The sequence below is a fragment of the Bacteroides sp. 2_2_4 genome (genome assembly GCF_000157055.1).
Lineage (GTDB): Bacteria > Bacteroidota > Bacteroidia > Bacteroidales > Bacteroidaceae > Bacteroides > Bacteroides ovatus.
Genome location: NZ_EQ973377.1, coordinates 11,543 through 31,760 on the forward strand (window position 1 = coordinate 11,543; position 20,218 = coordinate 31,760).

General features: G+C 37.1%; 12 protein-coding genes. 10 read left to right on the forward strand and 2 right to left on the reverse strand.

Annotated elements, in window-relative coordinates; translation table 11 throughout:
* Positions 1-43 precede the first annotated feature (43 nt).
* From BSCG_RS01035 to BSCG_RS00990, 10 genes are all read left to right on the forward strand, one after another.
* A complete protein-coding gene (locus BSCG_RS01035) occupies positions 44-3,070 on the forward strand; it encodes a SusC/RagA family TonB-linked outer membrane protein (protein WP_008777503.1) in 3,027 nt (1,008 codons plus the stop codon).
* Positions 3,071-3,083: 13 nt separating this feature from the next.
* Positions 3,084-4,970 (forward strand): RagB/SusD family nutrient uptake outer membrane protein, encoded by a 1,887-nt coding sequence (locus tag BSCG_RS01030; RefSeq protein WP_004297583.1) that lies wholly within the window; start codon positions 3,084-3,086, stop codon positions 4,968-4,970.
* A gap of 17 nt (positions 4,971-4,987) precedes the next feature.
* On the forward strand, positions 4,988-6,997 hold the full coding sequence (locus BSCG_RS01025; RefSeq protein WP_032849867.1) for a family 10 glycosylhydrolase: 2,010 nt from the start codon (positions 4,988-4,990) through the stop codon (positions 6,995-6,997).
* A gap of 23 nt (positions 6,998-7,020) precedes the next feature.
* Positions 7,021-8,814 carry a hypothetical protein gene (locus tag BSCG_RS01020; RefSeq protein WP_008777506.1) on the forward strand — a complete coding sequence of 598 codons (1,794 nt, stop codon included), beginning with the start codon at positions 7,021-7,023 and terminating at the stop codon, positions 8,812-8,814.
* Positions 8,815-8,871: 57 nt separating this feature from the next.
* On the forward strand, positions 8,872-9,747 hold the full coding sequence (locus BSCG_RS01015) for a hypothetical protein (protein ID WP_004297580.1): 876 nt from the start codon (positions 8,872-8,874) through the stop codon (positions 9,745-9,747).
* A gap of 40 nt (positions 9,748-9,787) precedes the next feature.
* Positions 9,788-10,672 carry a hypothetical protein gene (locus BSCG_RS01010; protein WP_008777507.1) on the forward strand — a complete coding sequence of 295 codons (885 nt, stop codon included), beginning with the start codon at positions 9,788-9,790 and terminating at the stop codon, positions 10,670-10,672.
* Positions 10,673-10,700: 28 nt separating this feature from the next.
* Complete coding sequence (locus BSCG_RS01005) at positions 10,701-12,104, forward strand: DUF5009 domain-containing protein (protein WP_004297578.1); 1,404 nt, start codon at positions 10,701-10,703, stop codon at positions 12,102-12,104.
* A 7-nt stretch (positions 12,105-12,111) separates the two neighbouring features.
* Entirely contained in the window at positions 12,112-14,442 is a 2,331-nt protein-coding gene (locus BSCG_RS01000) for a phosphodiester glycosidase family protein (RefSeq protein ID WP_008777508.1), read from the forward strand.
* 121 nt (positions 14,443-14,563) lie between these two features.
* Positions 14,564-15,712: a phosphodiester glycosidase family protein gene (locus BSCG_RS00995; RefSeq protein ID WP_229097334.1), complete on the forward strand. Its 1,149-nt coding sequence runs from the start codon at positions 14,564-14,566 to the stop codon at positions 15,710-15,712.
* Between the two features lie 44 nt (positions 15,713-15,756).
* Entirely contained in the window at positions 15,757-16,962 is a 1,206-nt protein-coding gene (locus tag BSCG_RS00990; RefSeq protein WP_032849868.1) for a glycoside hydrolase family 10 protein, read from the forward strand.
* A gap of 683 nt (positions 16,963-17,645) precedes the next feature.
* On the opposite strand, the gene BSCG_RS00985 is transcribed toward BSCG_RS00990, so the two are convergent.
* Both BSCG_RS00985 and BSCG_RS00980 read right to left on the reverse strand, forming a co-directional pair.
* Complete coding sequence (locus BSCG_RS00985; protein WP_050428075.1) at positions 17,646-18,677, reverse strand: SGNH/GDSL hydrolase family protein; 1,032 nt, start codon at positions 18,675-18,677, stop codon at positions 17,646-17,648.
* 56 nt (positions 18,678-18,733) lie between these two features.
* Positions 18,734-20,134 (reverse strand): DUF5009 domain-containing protein, encoded by a 1,401-nt coding sequence (locus tag BSCG_RS00980; protein ID WP_008651685.1) that lies wholly within the window; start codon positions 20,132-20,134, stop codon positions 18,734-18,736.
* Positions 20,135-20,218 lie beyond the last annotated feature (84 nt).

The following is a 20,218-nucleotide window of genomic DNA, read 5'->3' on the forward strand; positions in this document are numbered from 1 at the left end:
AAATAAAAAATATAGTATCCTAATTAGTTCTAAATTTAATATTATGAGAAAAATTCTGTTTTTAATTTTAATGCTAAGTTCTGTCAGTATACAAGCACAGAATTTAATTGTGAAAGGAGTTGTCTCTGATGAATCCGATGTATTGCCAGGAGTAAGTATCTTTGTTGAAGGTACGTCTAAAGGAACAATTTCAGATATTAATGGAAAGTATTCTATTGAAGTAAAGAAAGGAAGTAAATTGGTTTTCTCTTATGTCGGTTACCGGACAGAAGAACTAGTCGCAAATACTTCTGTACTAAATGTAAAGATGAAGACTGATGCTATCCAGCTAGAAGAAGCAATAGTTGTGGGATATGCTAAACAGAAAAAAGCTACATTAACCGGAGCCGTATCTTCTGTTAGTTCTGAAACTATAACAAAAAGAAGCGTAGCATCCTTATCTACTGCTTTACAAGGTGCCATGCCCGGTGTGACTATTCAGCAAACTTCCGGTGAACCTGGTGGTGATGGTGGCTCTATTCGAATTCGCGGTATCGGTTCTATTAATTCAAATACGGATCCGCTGGTTTTAGTTGATGGAATTGAAATGAGTATCGACCAAGTAGACGCCAATACAGTAGAGAGCATTTCTGTTCTGAAAGATGCAGCTTCTGCATCAATTTACGGTTCCCGGGCATCTAATGGTGTTATCCTTATTACAACTAAAAGAGGACAAAAAGGAAAAATAACAACTACGTATAGTGGCTATCTGACAATTCAGCGCCCGACTAACATGCCCGAACCGGTGGCTGCATGGGAGTATTTACAAGCAGAACTAAATGCTTGGGATAATGCAGAAATTACAGTATCCGATGCACAAAGAGCTCAACAACTGCAACAGATAGAAGAACAAAAAACATTACGTCCAGATAATTGGAACAGGTATGATACAAATTGGAAAGACGAAACGATGAAAAGTCATTCAATCATGCATAATCATAATGTAACAATTAGTGGTGGTAGTGACAAACTGACTTTCTTCGGTTCTGGTACTTATCTATATCAAGATGGTTTGATACCTAATGATAATTATAGTCGTACCAACCTTCGTTTAAATGCAGATGCTCAAATACTTCCATGGGCTAAGTTTAGTATTGAAACAGCATTAAGACAAGGTAAAAAAGTAAATCCGGGTTTGAGTACTCCCAAACAGATTATCAATCAGTCTTTATATATGTTGCCCACTCTTTCTGCTGCCAGAGAGCTGGATGGAAATTGGGGATATGGAAAGAATGGAATGAATCCTACTGCGCAGGCATATGATAGCGGAGAAAAAATAAGTAAAGGTACGGATGCTGTAGTAAACGGTACATTAACTCTAACTCCTATTAAGGGATTGGAGCTTGTTGGACAATACTCTCGTCGTCAATCCACAAGTAGAGAACGAGCTTTAATAACCCCATATACAACGTCTTTAAAAGGCCAAATTATGGGATCATATCCAACAGATGATTCATTAACAGAGAGCTGGAGCGAAACCGTTAGAAATTATTATCGTGCACAAGCTTCGTATGAAAATAAATTCTTTGACCATTATGGAAAAATATTAGTCGGCTTCCAGGCAGAAGATAATCTGAACACTTCTTTCTCTGGTGGAAAAAGGGGTTTCGACCTAGGACGTTATTATTTAGGTAATGGAGATTCTGCAACCGCAACTTCCTCTGGTGGGGCAAATTCATGGGCTATGATGTCGTGGTATGCTCGTTTGAATTACAACTATAAACAGCGCTATTTACTGGAGGTGAATGGTCGTTACGACGGCTCTTCCCGCTTTACCAGAGATAATCGATGGGGATTTTTTCCTTCGGTATCTGCCGGTTGGGTCATATCTGAAGAAAACTTCATGAAACCTACCCGTAAAGTGCTTGACTTTTTAAAAGTACGTGCTTCTTACGGCCTTTTGGGAAATCAAAACATCGGTAATTATCCTTATGCTGCAACCATTGCTACTGGATACGGATACTATTTAGGTGGTGATGAAGCAGACAAAGAATTAGTATCAGGCGTTGCCCAAACGACGTTGGCTAATTCTAATATCAGTTGGGAAAAATCAAAGCAAATAAACTTTGGTATTGATTTCAGTTTGTGGAATGGTTTGTTAAGCGTTACAGCCGATTATTACATCAAAAATATTTATGATATGTTAATGAAGTTCCCATTACCATACTATGTAGGAATGAGTCCCGCGTATACCAATGCAGGAGATATGTCCAACAAGGGTTGGGAAGTGAGTGTCAGTCATAAAAATAAATTAAATGACTTTACGTATGGAGTAACATTTACTTTAAGTGACAACCGCAACAAAATTACTAATCTAAACGGACTTAATTCTCAAGATAAAACAATGGTAGAGGGTTATCCTAACAAAGGTATTTGGGGATATGTGACTGACGGATACTATAAGGACTGGGATGATGTCAATAATTCTCCAAAATTAGGAGATGCCCGTCCGGGATTTGTTAAGTATGTTAAAGTTTATCAGGGGGAAGATTCCGATCCTATGACAATTGATACTCGGGATATGGTTTATCTTGGTGACCCATTCCCGCACTTTGAATATGGCGTAACATTAAATGCTGGTTGGAAAAATTTTGATTTTACAGCATTCTTCCAAGGAGTAGGACAACGTGTAAATTACATGAGCGGAGTTGGTCTTAAACCTTTTGCCAATGGTTCAAATCTTTTCAGACATCAAATGGATTCATGGACTCCGGACAATCAGGATGCAGCATACCCGATTTTGGTTCCTGAAGCCAATGCGGGCCCTAACTATCAAAAATCTGATAAATGGGTACGAGACGCCTCTTATTGTCGTTTGAAGAATGTTGTTTTAGGCTATACTTTACCTAATTCATGGACTAAAAAATTAAATATTGGTAGCTTGAGAGTGTATGCTAGTGGACAGAATCTATTTACTATTAGTAATTTCTATAAGGGATATGACCCGGAGGTTGCATATAGCGGCTCTGTTGGCGGGGAATTCTACCCCATTATGCAAACATTTACGTTTGGTATTGATTTAAAATTTTAAATAATCAGATATTATGAAAAAAGCAATCAAATATATATTTAATAACAAGGTTCTGGCAAGTGGAGCTTTGATATTATCATTAGGGATAGCGGGCTGTAGTGACTATTTAGACAAAGAGCCTATGAGTGAATACTTATCATCCAACTTTTACAATAACGATGGTGCAATAGCACAAGGTGCTAATGGGTGTTACCAACGTCTACTGATGGACCATAGTAATACTAGTAGTATACCTTATTGTATATTATGGGATATGTATACTCCTTATGGTATCGAACGCGCAGACAATAGTTCTATCGGCGTTGGCAATATTGAGTTACGTACGAATTTCACAGTAGAACAAACGTGGTCTATTCTATACACTTCTGTAGCAAGATGTAATTCAGTGTTAGATGGAGCTAAGCCTTTTTATAATGAATTAAGTGATAAGGCCAAAACCTACCTTGCAGAAATTCAGGTTTTGAGATCTCATTATTATATTCAACTAGTTTCTTTATGGGGTGATATTCCATATTTTACATCTGCAGTCACAGAGGAACAAACAAAGCAAGTTTCTCGTACACCTTGGAAAGAAGTTGTAGATGATATATTAAAAACATTGGACGAAGCTGCGGATATTTTACCTTGGACAGCGGCCAATTATGGACGCGTCGATAAATCGGTAGCATTAGGACTGAAAGCCAGATTGGCTTTATATGCCGGTTCATGGTGTAAATTTGGTTTTGGTATGGATGGTGAAAAAGATCAGGCTAAAGCTACAGAATACTTTAAAATTGCAGCAGCAGCTTCTAAAAAAGTTATAGACGAAAGTGGACGTGATCTGGCTACTAATTATGCAGATCTGTTTACCCGGATAGGGCAACTAAAAGAAGACGTAAAAAAGGAAACAATGTTATTTATGATGTTTTCCAACCAAATTCATTCTTTTACCCAATACATGTCTCTAGGCGAACAAGTTCGCATGATTGGACAAAGTGGGCGTTTTCCTACTCAACAGTTAGTAGATACCTATGAAATGAAAAATGGTAAACGTATTGATGAAACAGGTTCCGGATATAACCCCAAGAAACCATTTGAAAGTCGTGACCCTCGTTTAAAAGAAACGGTTTACACTCATCATGACGTTATCATCGGTAATACTGGTGGAGATAATAAAATGAAATTCTTGATGGAAGTTTATAATCCTCAAACTACTTCTTGGGATAAAGACGGTAATGAAAAGTTGGTTGCCAACTTAGATTATGCAGGTGCTGTTGCTCAATATGGATATGTAAGTAGTGGTGTGGGATTTGCCTGGAAGAAATATAACCATTTTGATGATGAGGCAAACGCTAATCCGAGCTATAATATCCTGATTATGCGATTTGCAGAGATTCTTTTGACGTATGCCGAAGCAAAAATAGAACTTAATGAATTAGATGCAACGGCAGTAAATGCAATAGACCGCGTCAGAGCTCGTGTAGGTATGCCTGGTATCTTAAGTGTTGATCCGACACGTGAGAATGATCAATTAAAGATGCGTCAAATTGTACGTCGTGAACGTAAAGTGGAATTAGCCAAAGAGGCATTAATGTTATTTGATATGCGTCGTTGGAGAACAGGTGATATTCAGAATGCTGAACCCACTTATGGTTATCCGAAAGCGACAGGTGTAGATCCGGCTACAGGCAAATATCCTGATGGATATGAGCAGGCTACTCCGGATATGGTTCCTTCTTATGGCGCTTCAGGATCGGACAGAGATATCAATGATATTGCTAGTTATGCAGCATATGGTGATAAATTAAGATCTCGTGATAAAGGCCGTAGTTGGAATAATAGGCATTACTTATGGCCTGTTCCACAAACAGAGCGAAATAAATGTCCTTGGTTAGAACAAAATAAAGGATATGGTGAGTAATATCTAATGTGTTTAGTATGAATAGATTAATTATTATATTATCATTACTGTTAGTGCCGGTTTTTATATCGGCACAGACCGTAGTGACAATTGAAGCTGCAAGTCCGGATCCGACATTAACTGTACGCGGTCCTGAAAAGCAGATAGACTTATTCAATAATTCTGCCTGGGAAAAGCAAGATAAAGGAATTGTCCTATTATCTACGGAATATAAAAAAGCTATAAAATCGACTCAAAGCACATATACAGCCGTAGTGATAAATGGAGATATGAAAGTGATTAAAGTCCTGAATGGTGTAATCTCTAAAAATGCTCAACCAGCATTTAGCGCTCCTTTGGATATAACATTGGGACAGGCAGAGTTTACATTAATTGGTTATGATACTGACTATCTAAAGGATGGTTACCGTAAATTTCTTGCCGAGAACTTCCATGTAGGAGATGTTGTAAAGCTGCGGATTGATGGAGAAGTACATTCATTGGATAAAGTGATTGCTTTTTCCAAAGAGAGTATTCCGCCTCAAATAGAATTGGATAATGATTTCTTATTTACTGTTGTAGGAAGTAAGACTACATTAAGCGGTTGTATTGCTAATTATGATAAAAAAGCCAATTATCAGTTGTTTATAGAAAACCGAACAGAAACAAAACCAGTAGCTGTTACAACAAAGGGGCTATTTCGTAATCAGTTAACTCTGAATGATGGTACTAATTTCTTCAATTGGATATTGAAAAAAGAAGGGAAAGAAATTACTCGTAAGTCTGTTGCCATATTCTCCAAAGTTCCAAATCAACAACAGAGTGAATTGGTTATGTGGGTGGAGCAGTTTCCTAATGCAAAGGTGTTAACTAATAGAGAAGCTGTAGCCACTATGGTTAATAACGCAAAGAAAGCAGGGTTCACTTCCATTGGGTTAGATGTAAAAGGACCAGAAGGATATGTTTCTTACCGCAAAAACGATCTTTCAAAAACTCCTTATCTAACTGCAACCAAAAATCCGAATAAACAAGTGAAGGATGATGGATTTGATTTGCTGGAGGTTGTACTCCAGGAAGCACATAAGATTGGACTCAAAGTCTATACTAGTTTTAATTTCTTCACAGAAGGAAATATTACTGTAAATGATTATGCCATTCTTCATGAACATAAAGACTGGGAGGAAATAGTGCAACGCCCCGAAGACAAAGGTAAACTATTGAAAATCACAGAAAGTACAAGAGGGAAAGAAGCTGCTAAAGGTAAACTGTTAGCTTTAGCTTTTGTAAATCCTTCTAATAAAGAAGTGCAGGACTTTCAATTGTTGCGCGTGGAAGAAGTTCTAAAAAATTATGATATAGATGGTATCGTATTAGATCGCTGTCGTTATGATAATTTATATGCTGACTTTAGTCATGTGACTCGAAACGCATTTGAAGAATACCTGGAGAAAGAAGGCAAAATTTTAGAGAACTTTCCTGCTGATGCTTTCAAAATAGACAAAGAAGGCACATTAGTAAAAGGTCAATTCTTTAAAGAATGGATTACTTTCCGCTCTCAAACTATTTGTGACTTTACCGGACGTATTCGCTCATTAGTAGATAAGTATAAAACTGAAAAGAATCCGGATTTAAAAATGGCAGCTTATGTAGGGTCCTGGTATGAAGTATATTATCAAAATGGAGTAAATTGGGCTAGTAATCAATTTAAATATGATGATCGATTATCATTTCCAGATAGTGAAATCTACGGAGAAAATTACAATAAAACAAGTTACTTAAACAATTTAGACTTTCTGATGATCGGAACTTATTATAAAACGCCTAAAGAAGTCAATCGATACATTACTCTAGGGAATATCCTTACATGTGGACAAATTCCATTGTTAGGTTCAATGAGTTTGCCTGATTTAAGTGTTACCGATCAGGGAAAAGTGTTTGGGGCTTCACTAAAGAATTCATCAGGTTTGATGATTTTCGATAATTGTTATGTTGATTGGAATACTTTTTTCGAACAAATGAAAATAGCTTTTTCCATTAAGAAAAAATAATGAACATATAATACTCGTGAAAGATGAAAAAACTAATAAACTTAATATTCAGTATGATGTGTATTACTACACTCTTTACTGTAACTTTTAGCTCTTGTTCAGATGATGACGAAAACAGAGCCTATGAATCTGTGCAAATAGTAGGAGTCAAAGTGAATAATGAATTATACACACCTTCTTCTGTCAGTGCAGCAGAGACGACTGTATTGATTCCCGCCGGAGTCGATTTATCTAAAGCTAAATTACAATTACTGGTTATAAATGGTACTGCTAATTTTATAGATGATCAGGAATACGATGCTCGTAAACCCCTTGATTTAACATTGAATGGATTTGATGGAACCACTGTACAAACAAAATTGCGCATCCAATCTCCTCCTAAATTGGTATCTTTCATAATAGAAGGAATGACTGTTCCTAATAGTGACATTCATACAGGTGAAGAATCATTGATTGTCCAGGTTCCGGAAGAAACTGATTTGACAACACTAAAGGTTACCATGGAATATATTAATGGAACAATTATGGACTTTCAGAATGGTGTTACACTAGACTATACAAATCCGAGAAGTTTTAAAATAAAAGGTGTAGATGAAGAAACAATCTATACTTATGAGTTTATTATCACTACGGAAGAAGTAGGTCCTGCATCTATAAAAACGATGACGATCAATGGAGTTGAAACAGATTATGTGCTTACGGATGATAAGAATGTAGCAGTTCCGTATATTCCAGCGTTAATGGATTTTACTTCTGTAAACGTAGAACTGACTACTGGATTTGGAAATAAAATAGATGAATCTTTCACTGGACAAGGATTAAATTTGATGAATGGTAACAATAAGGTTTCAATCAAAGGAAGTAATGGGGTAACAACAGAGTTCACTATTGGTATACCCCAAATTTCTGCAGAACCTGTATTCAAAAAAGACTATACAGAATTAGCCGGATTTGGATCCGACAACTTAATTAGTGTAGGAATTAGTGACCCTTATATTATTGCCGGCAACCATTCTTCAACTAAGAAAACCCCAGCATATTTTGACTATACAGGTAATAAAATCGAAAATTTGAATGAAAAAGGGTTAAGTATTGCAGGACATGGTATACGTCTAATGGCTACAGATGACAAAGGTAATATTCTTGGAACTTCATTGGCTTTATCTGGAGATAAACCTGTATTATATCGTTGGAGTAATGTAACAGCAGAAGCTAAAGAATTTATTTCATATGATAAATCAGCTCTTGGTGAATCTGCGACTCCTCGTTTAGCTGGTATTGGCATTATTGGTGATTTAGATGGTGATGCTACAATAGTTGCTACTAAAGCACAGTCAGTAGATGTCTTTGTTTGGAAAGTTACAAATGGAGTTGTGAATCCTACTCCTCAAAAATATGCGTTTCCTGTTGCTACTCCAAGTTACTATTGGAGCGTGGTTCCGATGCCTATAGGTATGACCGGATATATGGGATTCTTTAGTACAAGTGCAACTAATGGTCTTATTTGGATGAACAGTACTATGGGAGAAGTTTCCAGAAGTTCTGGAGTTAGAACCAGTGGTGGAGATGTAACAACAATTAATGGCCGTGTGTATGTAGCATATACAGCATATTCGGGAGATCAAAAAGGTGTTATGCGCATTTGTGATATAACTGATGGTAAATATAATCAAATATTCAATTATACAATGGAAGCATCGGGGGCTAATGGTAATGGCACAGCTTCTGCTTGTTTAATGGTGAAAAACAATGAACTATATGCAGTATTTGGCTGCACCGGTTCCGGCTTATACTTCTATCGTATAGCGTGTAAATAACAACTAATAAACAGGACCATACCTAATTGATATGGTCCTATTTAATCTCTTATCAATATGAAACAGAATTATAATCATATATTTTTTCTTGCTTGTCTCATTATAGGAGGCACAGCATGCTCTCATAAATACAGAACATCTTCTTCCAAGCCAATAGAAACGTTCTTTAAGAATGAAGTGAAACCTGAAAAGTTCATCGAATGTTTTCCCGGAGCCTATTATCGCAAAGTGAATTCCAGTAAGGATGTTTGGTTGGGAGTTGGAGGAACTGTTACTTTACCTCAATTATCATTCGATCAAACAAGAAAAAACGCAAAGAAACCGGGGCAATTTTTAGATAATCCATCTGTATACTTGGGAGGTAATATGGGAGATCAGGAAACGGATTTTGGATTAGCCTGGGAGGTTATTCGAGAGAAAGATGGTAAGCTATCCAAAGAAAGAAAAGCTTTTCGTCCGTTTATGAGACGCAGTGAACATATTAACGGACAAGAGCCGAATTATGCACAAGCCCCACCGGAAGATCAATATTATTGGTATCCAGGAGAAAAAGTAACAATGTATTTTCAAGTACTAGAACCCCATAAAGTACATTTTGTAATAGAAGGAGCTGGGAAACGTTTTGAATGTGACTATGACTGTGAAGGTTATATTCCGGGCGAATTGGGTACCTTTAAGCGGGTGAATGCCATTGACCAAGTTGCGAATGAAGGTAAACCGGCGCAAGCTACAAAAACAAAGGTGCTGAATAGTCGGTGGGATGAAAGTTATTATTTTAGAAAAAATAAAGATGGAATAGTGAAAGTGCCGATTCATGAAGGACGTTTCACAGATATGCGTTGCCCGGACACTCATTTCTTTGAAATAATATCAACTGACGAAGATCGAAAAAAAGGAGCAGAAACTATTAGTATTAATGGAAATGGATACTAATCCTCAAAAGAATATTATTGATTAACAAAAATGATGTAAGATGAAAAAATATTTATTCTATTCATTATTCGTGATTTTAGCTATGGGTTTTTACAACTGTTCCAGTAGCGACGATGGGGAACCGAAACCAGAACCCACAGATCCAATTAACACTTACTTTAAAGACGAGGTAAAGCCACAAGCGAGTATTGCTTGCTTTGCCGGTGCCTATTATCATAAAGCCGTAACAAGTAAAGATTTATGGCTAGGCATCGGAGGAACTATAAAGTTACCTACAGCTACTTTTGACGAAGATCGTAAGAATCCTAGTAAACCAGGACAATACCTTGATAATCCTTCTATATATTTAGGAGGAAATATGGGTGGACAGGAGACTGATATAGGTTTGACTTGGGAAGTTATAAAAGATGAACAAGGCAATATCAGCGCTGAAAGAAAAGCATTCCGCCCGTTCATGAGACGCACAAGTCATTCAAGTGGACAGGCATCTAACTATTCAAATGCTCCTGCGCAAAAAGAATATTATTGGTATCCGGGTGAGGAAGTTACAATTTCTATTCAGATCATAAGAAGTGGAGTTCTCAAATTTATTGTGGACGGTAATGGTAAGCATTATGAGTCAGAATATGAATGTGCCGGATACAAACAAGGAACTCGTGGAGAATTTAAACGTGTAAATGCTATTGACCAGGTATCTAATGAAGGAAAACCGACACAAGCCACGAAAACAAAAGTTGAAGGTGCTCAATGGAAGGAAAGTTTTTTATTCAGGATGTATGACGGTAAAATAGTAAAAGCTCCACTTCATACAGGAAGATATACTGATATGCGTTGTCCGGATGCTATGTATTTCGATATTAATTCAACAGAAGCAGAACAGAAGATTGGTGCTGAATCTGTAGAGATTAATGGTGCAGGATATTAACAAATAGATATATTTCAAATAATAAGTCATGAATAAAAGAGCCTTCTCTCTTGATGCATTAAGAGGATATGCCATTATTACTATGGTTTTATCGGGTACCATTGCTTCAGGAGTATTACCAGGATGGATGTACCATGCACAAGTGGGTCCCCGCTCTAATTTTGCATTTGACCCATCATTTTACGGAATAACATGGGTTGATTTAGTTTTCCCATTCTTTTTATTTGCAATGGGAGCAGCTTTCCCTTTTTCTATTGGTAATAAGCTGGAAAAAGGAGAATCTAAATTAAAAATAGCGTGGGATTGTATATTACGTGGATTCCGGTTAACTTTCTTTGCTATTTTTATCCAGCATATGTATCCTTGGGTAACATCTTCTCCTCAAGATGTGCGGTCGTGGTTGTTGGCCCTATCGGCATTTGTTCTTATGTTTCCCATGTTTATGAGAATTCCGGTTAAAATGTCTAAATGGTTGCGTGGAGGGATACAGCTATCTGCTTATATGTTAGGCGTTTTCATGTTACTTACTGTAAGTTATGCTAATGGCAGAGAATTTAGCCTGTCATATAGTAATATTATTATTCTAGTTTTGGCAAATATGTCTATTTTCGGTTCTTTGGCATACTTGTTTACGGCAAATAATAAATGGGCCAGAATAGCTATTCTCCCATTTATTATGGCTGTTTTTCTAGGAAGTAAAACTGACGGCTCTTGGGTGAAGGTCCTGATGAACTATTCTCCGATTCCCTGGATGTATAGTTTTTATTATTTGAAATACTTATTTATTATCATTCCCGGAAGTATTGCCGGCGAATACTTAAAAGAATGGCTACAAAACAGAACAGAGGCCGCTTCGTCTTTAGAAGAGAAAAGGAAAATCCCCCTAATTCTATTATTAACTACTGGGGTTATTATCTTTAATCTGTATGGTCTGTATACGCGTCAGTTATTATTAAACTTAGGTGGTACAGTTGTTATTTTAGCTTGTATTTATTGGCTTCTGAAAACAAGAAGTAACAACATGGATTATTGGAGAAAACTATTTGTTGCGGGAGCTTATTTACTTATGCTAGGTTTATTCTTTGAAGCTTATGAAGGCGGAATCCGTAAGGATGATTCAACCTACAGTTACTATTTTGTTACTGCTGGTCTTGCCTTTATGGCGATGATTGTTTTTTCAATTCTATGTGATATCTATAAATATCGGCGATTGACACGCCCATTGGAAATGGCAGGACAAAACCCTATGATTGCCTATGTAGCTACTAATTTGGTAGTAATGCCTATGTTGAATCTGATAGGAGTAGCATCATGTTTAGCCTATCTTCAGCAAAATGCCTGGCTCGGTTTCTTACGAGGAGTTATTATCACTGCATTGGCGACATTAATAGCTATAATTTTCACAAAACTTAAATGGTTCTGGAGAACATAATCGAGATATGAAACTACTAATAAAGAAAATAACGTATATCATCTTCATCCTGTGTTCCTATTGCTCTTATGGTGAAGCTAAAATTCAGCTCCCCTCTATTTTAGGTAACGGGATGGTGCTCCAACAAAAGTCAGAAGTAAGGCTGTGGGGGAAAGCTACACCTAATAAGAAAGTTACCATATATACCTCATGGAACGCACAACAGCAGGAAGTGAATAGTAATAAAAAGGGAGATTGGATAGTAACCGTCACAACTCCGGAAGCTGGAGGTCCGTACACTATTCGTATTTCAGATGGTGAAGAACTGCTATTAGATGATGTTTTGATTGGAGAAGTCTGGCTGTGCTCCGGTCAATCGAATATGGAAATGCCCGTGAAAGGCTTTCGGGGCCAACCTGCCGCAGAATCACAGAATACGATAGTAAATGCAAATCCTAATCGTTCATTACGATTGTTTACAGTGCAACGTGCATACAGTAGTATTCCGGAAGAGGATGTAACAGGGCAATGGGAAAAAAACACTCCAAAGTCTGTTTCTACTTTTAGTGCCGTAGCTTATTATTATGGCGATCAATTACAGAAAGTTTTAGGAATACCGGTAGGGTTGATTCATGCCTCCTGGAGCGGGTCTTCAATTGAGCCATGGATTAGTAAAGAAAATCTCCTGCAATTTCCCGAAGTCGATCTGACTCCGGCAGAGAATCCACAATTGAAATATGCTAATGGTACTCCTACCGTATTATACAATGCCATGATTAAACCGCTGGAGAATTATAATATTAAAGGAATGATATGGTATCAAGGAGAGTCTAATTCTGCACGGCCGGAACAATATCAGCGTTTGTTTGCTGTGTGGGCCAAGCAAAACAGAGCATTGTTCCGTTCGAAAGACTTGCCTATTTATTATACAGAAATAGCACCTGTTGCGTCACCTGTAGACCGACCGTTTCAGAGGGCCATCTTTCGAGAAGCGCAATTGGAAAGTATGCATGAAGTTTCTAATACAGGTATGGCATTCACAAACGATCTTGGTTCGGAGAAATTCATTCATGCGCCCAAAAAACGAGAGATCGGCCAGCGTTTAGCGTATTGGGCATTAGCTAAAACATATCAGTTAGAGGGATTTGAATATAGTGGTCCTATCCATCGTTCATATATGAAGAACGGAAAGATAATTGAAATTCTCTTTGCTCATGCAGATGATGGACTAAACCCGGAGAATGAGCCTTTAGTAGGTTTTGAGATTGCAAGTGAAGATAGTATATTTTATCCAGCCAATGCCGAAATCATAAATGGAACCTCTCGTGTAAAAGTATGGAGTGACAAAGTGGCTCAACCAGTTTATGTACGTTATGCTTTCCGTAATTTTCTGCGTGGAAATCTGGTAAACAATGCCGGATTACCAGCAGCTCCTTTTCGGATGGACTTGCGAAAAATGGATTTTCAGAACCCTGAAAAGCTAGGATGGACCCGTGTCACTACTTTTGGGAAGTTACCCGAATACATTAGTGTTTATCATTCTCCGGAATGGATTGAAAGTACACGAACAAATGCTTATATAGCAGTTGTAGATACCAAGAAAGGAGGGAGTTTGGATGTCGGAGGTGCAGATAGTGGGGTAAAAACTCCGATAGAATTTTACCAGTCTGAAAAAAGAAAACCATCTATTGTATTAAATGGAGGATATTTTGCTAATGGAAGGACTGTTAGTCTTATATGCAAAAATGGAAAAATCTTATCTGACAACATATCTGTAGTGAATCGCTTATTGGAAGGTAAAAAGACTGCATATTACCCTACCCGTTCAGTTTTCAGTCTTTATACAGATGGGACATATCATGTTGACTGGATATATAAATCGGCTCAACAAACCTATGCGTATGATATGCCGGCCTTAAACAGCTCCACACGTCCTCCGTTATCTGTGCCATCAAAAGGCTTTCCAAAAGGGGCAAAAGTCTGGACTGCCGAAATGGGAATTGGTGCAGGTCCTATATTAATCAAGGATGGAACGATTCGTAATAGTTGGGTAGAAGAACTATTAGACGTTGCAAGTGGTATAAATCCACAGACTTGTCAGCCTCGTTCTGCGGTAGGAGTTACGCAAGACGGGAAATTGATTTTATTTGTTTGTGAAGGACGCGAACAAACACCGGATATTCCAGGTATGACTCTAGCCCAACTTGCCCGGTTAATGAGATCATTCGGGTGTGTAGATGCACTTAATTTAGACGGAGGAGGTTCGAGCTGTATGTTGATTAATGGTAAAGAGACTATAAAACCATGTAATAAATATCATCATCAACGACCGGTTGCTACTGTGTTATTTGCAAGATAGTATGATCCAAAACTATGATATGATGAAAATCTTTATTAGAATATTATTGTTATTCTACTATGTCTTTATACTATTAGCCTGTGGAGATAAAAAAGAGTCTATTTCCATAAATTATATACTTATGGCTAGAGTAACCAATATGCAAACTGACGAAATTAAAATTGATACTCCCTCCAGGACTATTTTCATTAAATTGATAACAGGAGGAGATTTATCCAATGTACACGTAAATTTAACTTTGGCTAAAGGGGTAGAAATGGTAGAACCAGCAAATACAGAGTCCGTATATGATTTCACCAAGCCAGCTTCTGTTACTCTTAAATACAAAGAAGAGATAATAACATATCATTTTATAATAGACACTGAATATAATATTGTAGATCCGGCAACTTTGGGGTGGGTAAAATCGACCGAATGGGAAACTCTTCCCGATTATCTGGCTATATACAAATCACCTTCTACTTTAAAAGGTAAAAATGCAGTAGCTTACATTGCCGTAGCTGATATGGATAAAAATGCAAGTTTTAGTGTACTTGGAAATGCCACAGGAGTAAAAACACTCACACAATTTTATAATGCAGAATCTGTAAAACCTGCAATTGTGATGAATGGAGGGTATTTTGCTTCCAATGGCGCCACTGTGAGTTTACTCTATAGAAACAATGTAATGTTGGCTCCTAATTTGCAATCAATGTCGCGTTCGGATGGAACCTCAAATGTGGCATTTTATCCCACTCGTTCAGCTTTTGGAGAAATAGAGAATGGCAAATTTGAGGTAAATTGGGTATATACTGTATCTTCCGGTCAAACCTATGCTTATCCCGCTCCTTCACCTAATAAGTCAGGAGTTTCCCCTATGCAGATTCCGTCAGTAAATTATCCGGAGGGAGCTTCTATATGGAAAGCTAAAAATGCAATAGGAGGAGGTCCTGTACTATTAAAAAACGGATTGTATAAAAATACATGGGAGGCAGAATTATTCGATACTGCCAGTGGTATCGGACCAACCAGTAACAACCCACGTTCTGCTATTGGTATTACTGGAGATAACCGATTGATATTTTTTGTTTGTGAAGGAAGAAATAAGACACCTAATGTTCCGGGATTCACATTAGAGGAGGTCGCTTATATTTTAAGAGATCTTGGTTGCCTGGATGCTATGAATCTGGATGGCGGTGGTTCGAGCTGTATGTTGGTTAATGGACAGGAGACTATCAAGCCAAGTGATGGTGCACAACGTTCTGTAACAACAGCAGTAGCAATAAAATAGAGGTAATTATAGAATACTAGTAATTAACCAACCAATTATTATTTATGAGTAAAAAGTTAAGGTTTTGTTTATGTCTTTCGATTTTATTTATTAGTCTACAAAGCATAGCAAAAACAACAGAGCAAGGGATTCGGGGAGTCTGGGTCCCTGCTCCCCGTTTCACCCCTGTATTACATTCCTATCAGGGAGTGAAAGATTTTGTAAAGACATTGGATGAGTTGAATATGAATTCCATATTTCTTGTATCTTATGCGGAAACTAAAACGATATATAGAAGTGACGTGTTGATGCATTATTCTACTTATAAAACACAAGAAGAAAGCTATTTACTAAGTGGATATTCAAAGCAATATCAAAGTCCAACTAATGATCCGGTACGTGATTTGATTGATGAAGCTCATAAACACGATATAAAAGTGTTTTTCTGGTTTGAGTATGGCTTTATGGGAGAAGGACGTCCGATATCACCTAATAATCCTTTGTTAGCAAAGAACCCCCACTGGCTAGGAATAGACAATCAACAACACCCTGCTAATTATAATCAACATGATTACTATTTCAATGCCTATAATCCTGCCGTGCAGAATTTCTTAATAGAACTTATAGAAGAAGCATTGATGCTTTATCCTGATTTAGATGGTATTCAAGGGGATGATCGCTTTCCCGCTATGCCTCGGAATTCCGGATATGATACCTATACAGTTTCTCTTTATCAGTCACAACATCAAGGGAATAATCCTCCTGTAGATTATAATAATTCGGAATGGGTACATTGGCGTTTGGATATTTTAAATACCTTTGCAAAACGATTATATAAAAGAATCAAAGCAAAGAGCCCAAATGTAATGATTAGTTTCGCCCCGAACCCCTATCCTTGGTGTGAAGAGAATCTGATGCAGGAATGGCCTCGTTGGTGTAAAGAGAAAGTTTGTGACCTGTTAGCTGTTCAGTGTTATCGCTATAGTGTTGACGCTTATCGTGCTACGGTTTCAGAAGTTTTGAAGTATATACATCAGAATAATCCAAACCAATTGTTTGCACCTGGCATGATTTTGATGGAGGGAAGTAATTCCAAAATGTCGCCGGAACTATTACAAAAGCAACTTCGTATAAACCGGGAGTTGGGGATTAATAGTGAAATTTATTTTTATAATAAGGGGATTGATAATCCTTCTGTTAGGAAAGTCTTAAAACAAATATACCAGTATAAAGTTATGTTTCCAACAAATTCAAGAAAAACAAAACGATAGAAAAAAAGTCAAACGAAAACTCTATTTCATGATTTGTTTGTTTTTAATATTTTTAGTTTTTGAGGAAGAACATTAAGTAGAGAAGTAAATAAATAAAATATGGTATTTATATGCATAATTACGAATAAAAGAACGGTCATTTGCATATAAATTACCGTATTATTTGCGAAAAACATACGGTTGATTCTAATGAAACGTACGGTTGGTTTTAAAGAAACACAAGGTTGGTTTATAAGAAACGCCACGTACATTTAAAAGGAAGTATATTTTACTCGTGAAAATAGGATTTCTTGATTTATTAGAAGTGTGTTTAGGACTCTGTTTAATTAAACAAAAAGCATGTATGGATTGATAAATGCATTCACTATGCAGCGCATAATATTCAATAATAATGATTATGCTCTATAATAGAAGAATTTCTTTGATTCCTGAATTATACAAATCACTAATCCGTACGATTCTTTTCTACGCCTGGCATTGAGACTGAATAAATTCAATTATAGCATCATTCAAATACCAAAATGATATTTTACCATTTTGATATTTGGAGATTTGTTTTTACCGATATAACATATAAAAAGCCATCTATTAGGAGTATTAAAAATAGTGACGCTATGTCAATAGGATAGCGTTGCTATAAGCTTCATATAGTGACGCTATACCGAGCCGATAGCGTCACTATTTTATTTGATTGCTTTCTTAATGATTGGACAAACTAAATCTGCATATCTCATCATGCCTAAATCTGTGAAATGAATACCATCAATTGTGGCTTCTCCATCTTCTCCCAGCATATTCTTTGAAGAGATTAAAATGATATTTTTCTCATTTTCCTTTTTTAGCCGATTGAATATCTCCTTTAATGTGTCATTCTTTCTTTGCACTTCTTTAGCTATTCTCTCATCATAAAGTGTATGAGTGAAAATAGGATCTTCTATAAAAATAACTGGCGTATCCGGATGTTTACTACGAATGATACGATAGAATGTCTCCATGCGTTCTTTCATCTGTTCTACAGAAGCATTAGGCACAAAGTCCAAAACAAAAACACTGGCATCTACCTCGGCTATCACTTTGGCAACTTCTAAATCTAAAAGTGCATTTCCACTGAATCCCAGATTGATACATTCACGGTTCAGTCTTCTTGATATAATGTTTGTATGTGCCATTCCGGGACGTGAAGCACAACCTCCTTGAAGAATACTGGTTCCATAAAATACAATCGGCTTCTGGCGAATCGGATAATCAATTAAAGGCTGATCGATAGTAGCTAACGAATCAATCCCTATAGATAGGGAAACCAAACCGTCATAGAGAGGAAGATAAAGCATATATTCTCTCTCTTCCGGTTGCATGTTAGCAATGATTGTTGCTTGATTTGTTTTTCCATTCGGACGGGCACTGTTTACAAAACGCCACTCCCCATTCTTCTGAAGACAATAAAGGTCTAGACCTTTTGCACCAGTGTCAGTCATGTGATTCATGTGAAAATTGATGAGTGTTTCCCATTTTGCGGCTATCGTGGTAGAATTGCTACGAAAACGTATTGCCATTCCGGCAGAATTACGACTTAAATTCCATAATGGAGCACAGGAGATATTTTTCAATGAATCCGGAAGTCTTTCATATCGTGTTCCGGTGGCTTCGGTGGCTTTTCCTAATAGAGGGAACTTTGATGCATCATGATATACTAGTTGGGCATATATATGACACATCAAAAAAAGCATTATAAAAAACAAATTCTTCTTTTCATATTTTGAATATTATTGTTTCAAGTTCTCCAAAAGCATTTTATTCGGGTAAAGAACATCGTTACCAATACTGATAATGCCGTTAAAACTACCCCTCGTAAAAATCCCATCCATGCATTCTCATTGAAATAAGCAAGCAATGATGCAATTCCTAATAAATTGATCACAGGAATAATCAACAGATCTCCTACTACATAAGCCATCATCGGATTTTGTCCGGGCATTACGAGAAAACGGGTACTCTTCACACAACGAAAATAGTCACATATCACATTTAAAAGCAACAAAGCCATAAATGCCAGACCTGAAGTGAGAAATAAATAGCCAAAAGTGGCGGGATCTTTTTTTATACCTTCTTGAAAAGGTTCAAAACATAATCCCAGAATAACTAGAAAAGCTCCGGCTATGAAAAGTTCTCTCCAAAGCTTTATAAATCCTGTGCCCTTTCTCAATAAAAAGACTCCACTTATCAATAACGGAATATTTATTATCAGGTTCAAGACTGTACAATGTGTATAAAGTCCCGCCAAATTTACAATAATTATAGCTAATGTCAAAAGAATCATTATTATAGCTTTCCATTTATCAGTAGATTCAACACACGAATCATTGTGTTGCTTCAGCCAGCCCATCAAATATTCTCCCGCAATGCTTCCCGGAATCACAATAAAGAGATATTGTAAATATTCAAAATGGAAAACCCAGGGCAGAGGCGTGTAGGTGTATACTGCTTGTGTCCAGGAGTTTTCGACTTGTCCGCTTAATAGCAAGGCCATCAATATCAGCAATATACCTATTCGTGCCCGGAGATTTTGCATGGTGAAAATATATATGACCGAACCGAAAACAGCCATATTTGCCAACAATAATATGATAATATTGCTGAATGATACATCAAAAGTTCTTTCATTTGCATATTGAGTTGTCAGTAACAAGACAATGGCTATTACATAGGCCGTTACCTTGATAACTGTACGCATCCAATCTGGCATTTTCAGAGGGATGCGAATGAACATAGGAAATAGTATAATAAAACAAAGAATGGACAATAACCAGGCACGCACGTCTTGTGGATTACTCAAAACATGCGGATAAAAATGTTGAATAAAAATAGCAAAGAAAGTCAATTGCACACCTCGCTTGATAGCTTCATATACCAATCGTAACTTAGTATCCCCTTTCTCAAATCTTTTTTTGATCGAAAAAGGGAAAGCAGCACCCATTGCAAACAGAAAGAATGGAAAAACAAGATCCACCCAGGTGATTCCCGATAAACTGGCGTCGAAAGCTCTGTCCGGAGGAGGAGTTTGTGCGTGATACATCCATCCGGGTAGAGAATTCCATGCAACAGTTGCCGAAAGCACCATCGTGATGATAGCATAACCTCGTAGGGCATCTAAAGCATAAGCGCGTTTATTCATATATCTATGGATTGATTGTTTGAATATATTCTTTGCCAAAACGGTCGGTTACTTTAACCGTTACATGAGCATCTTTATTTTTAG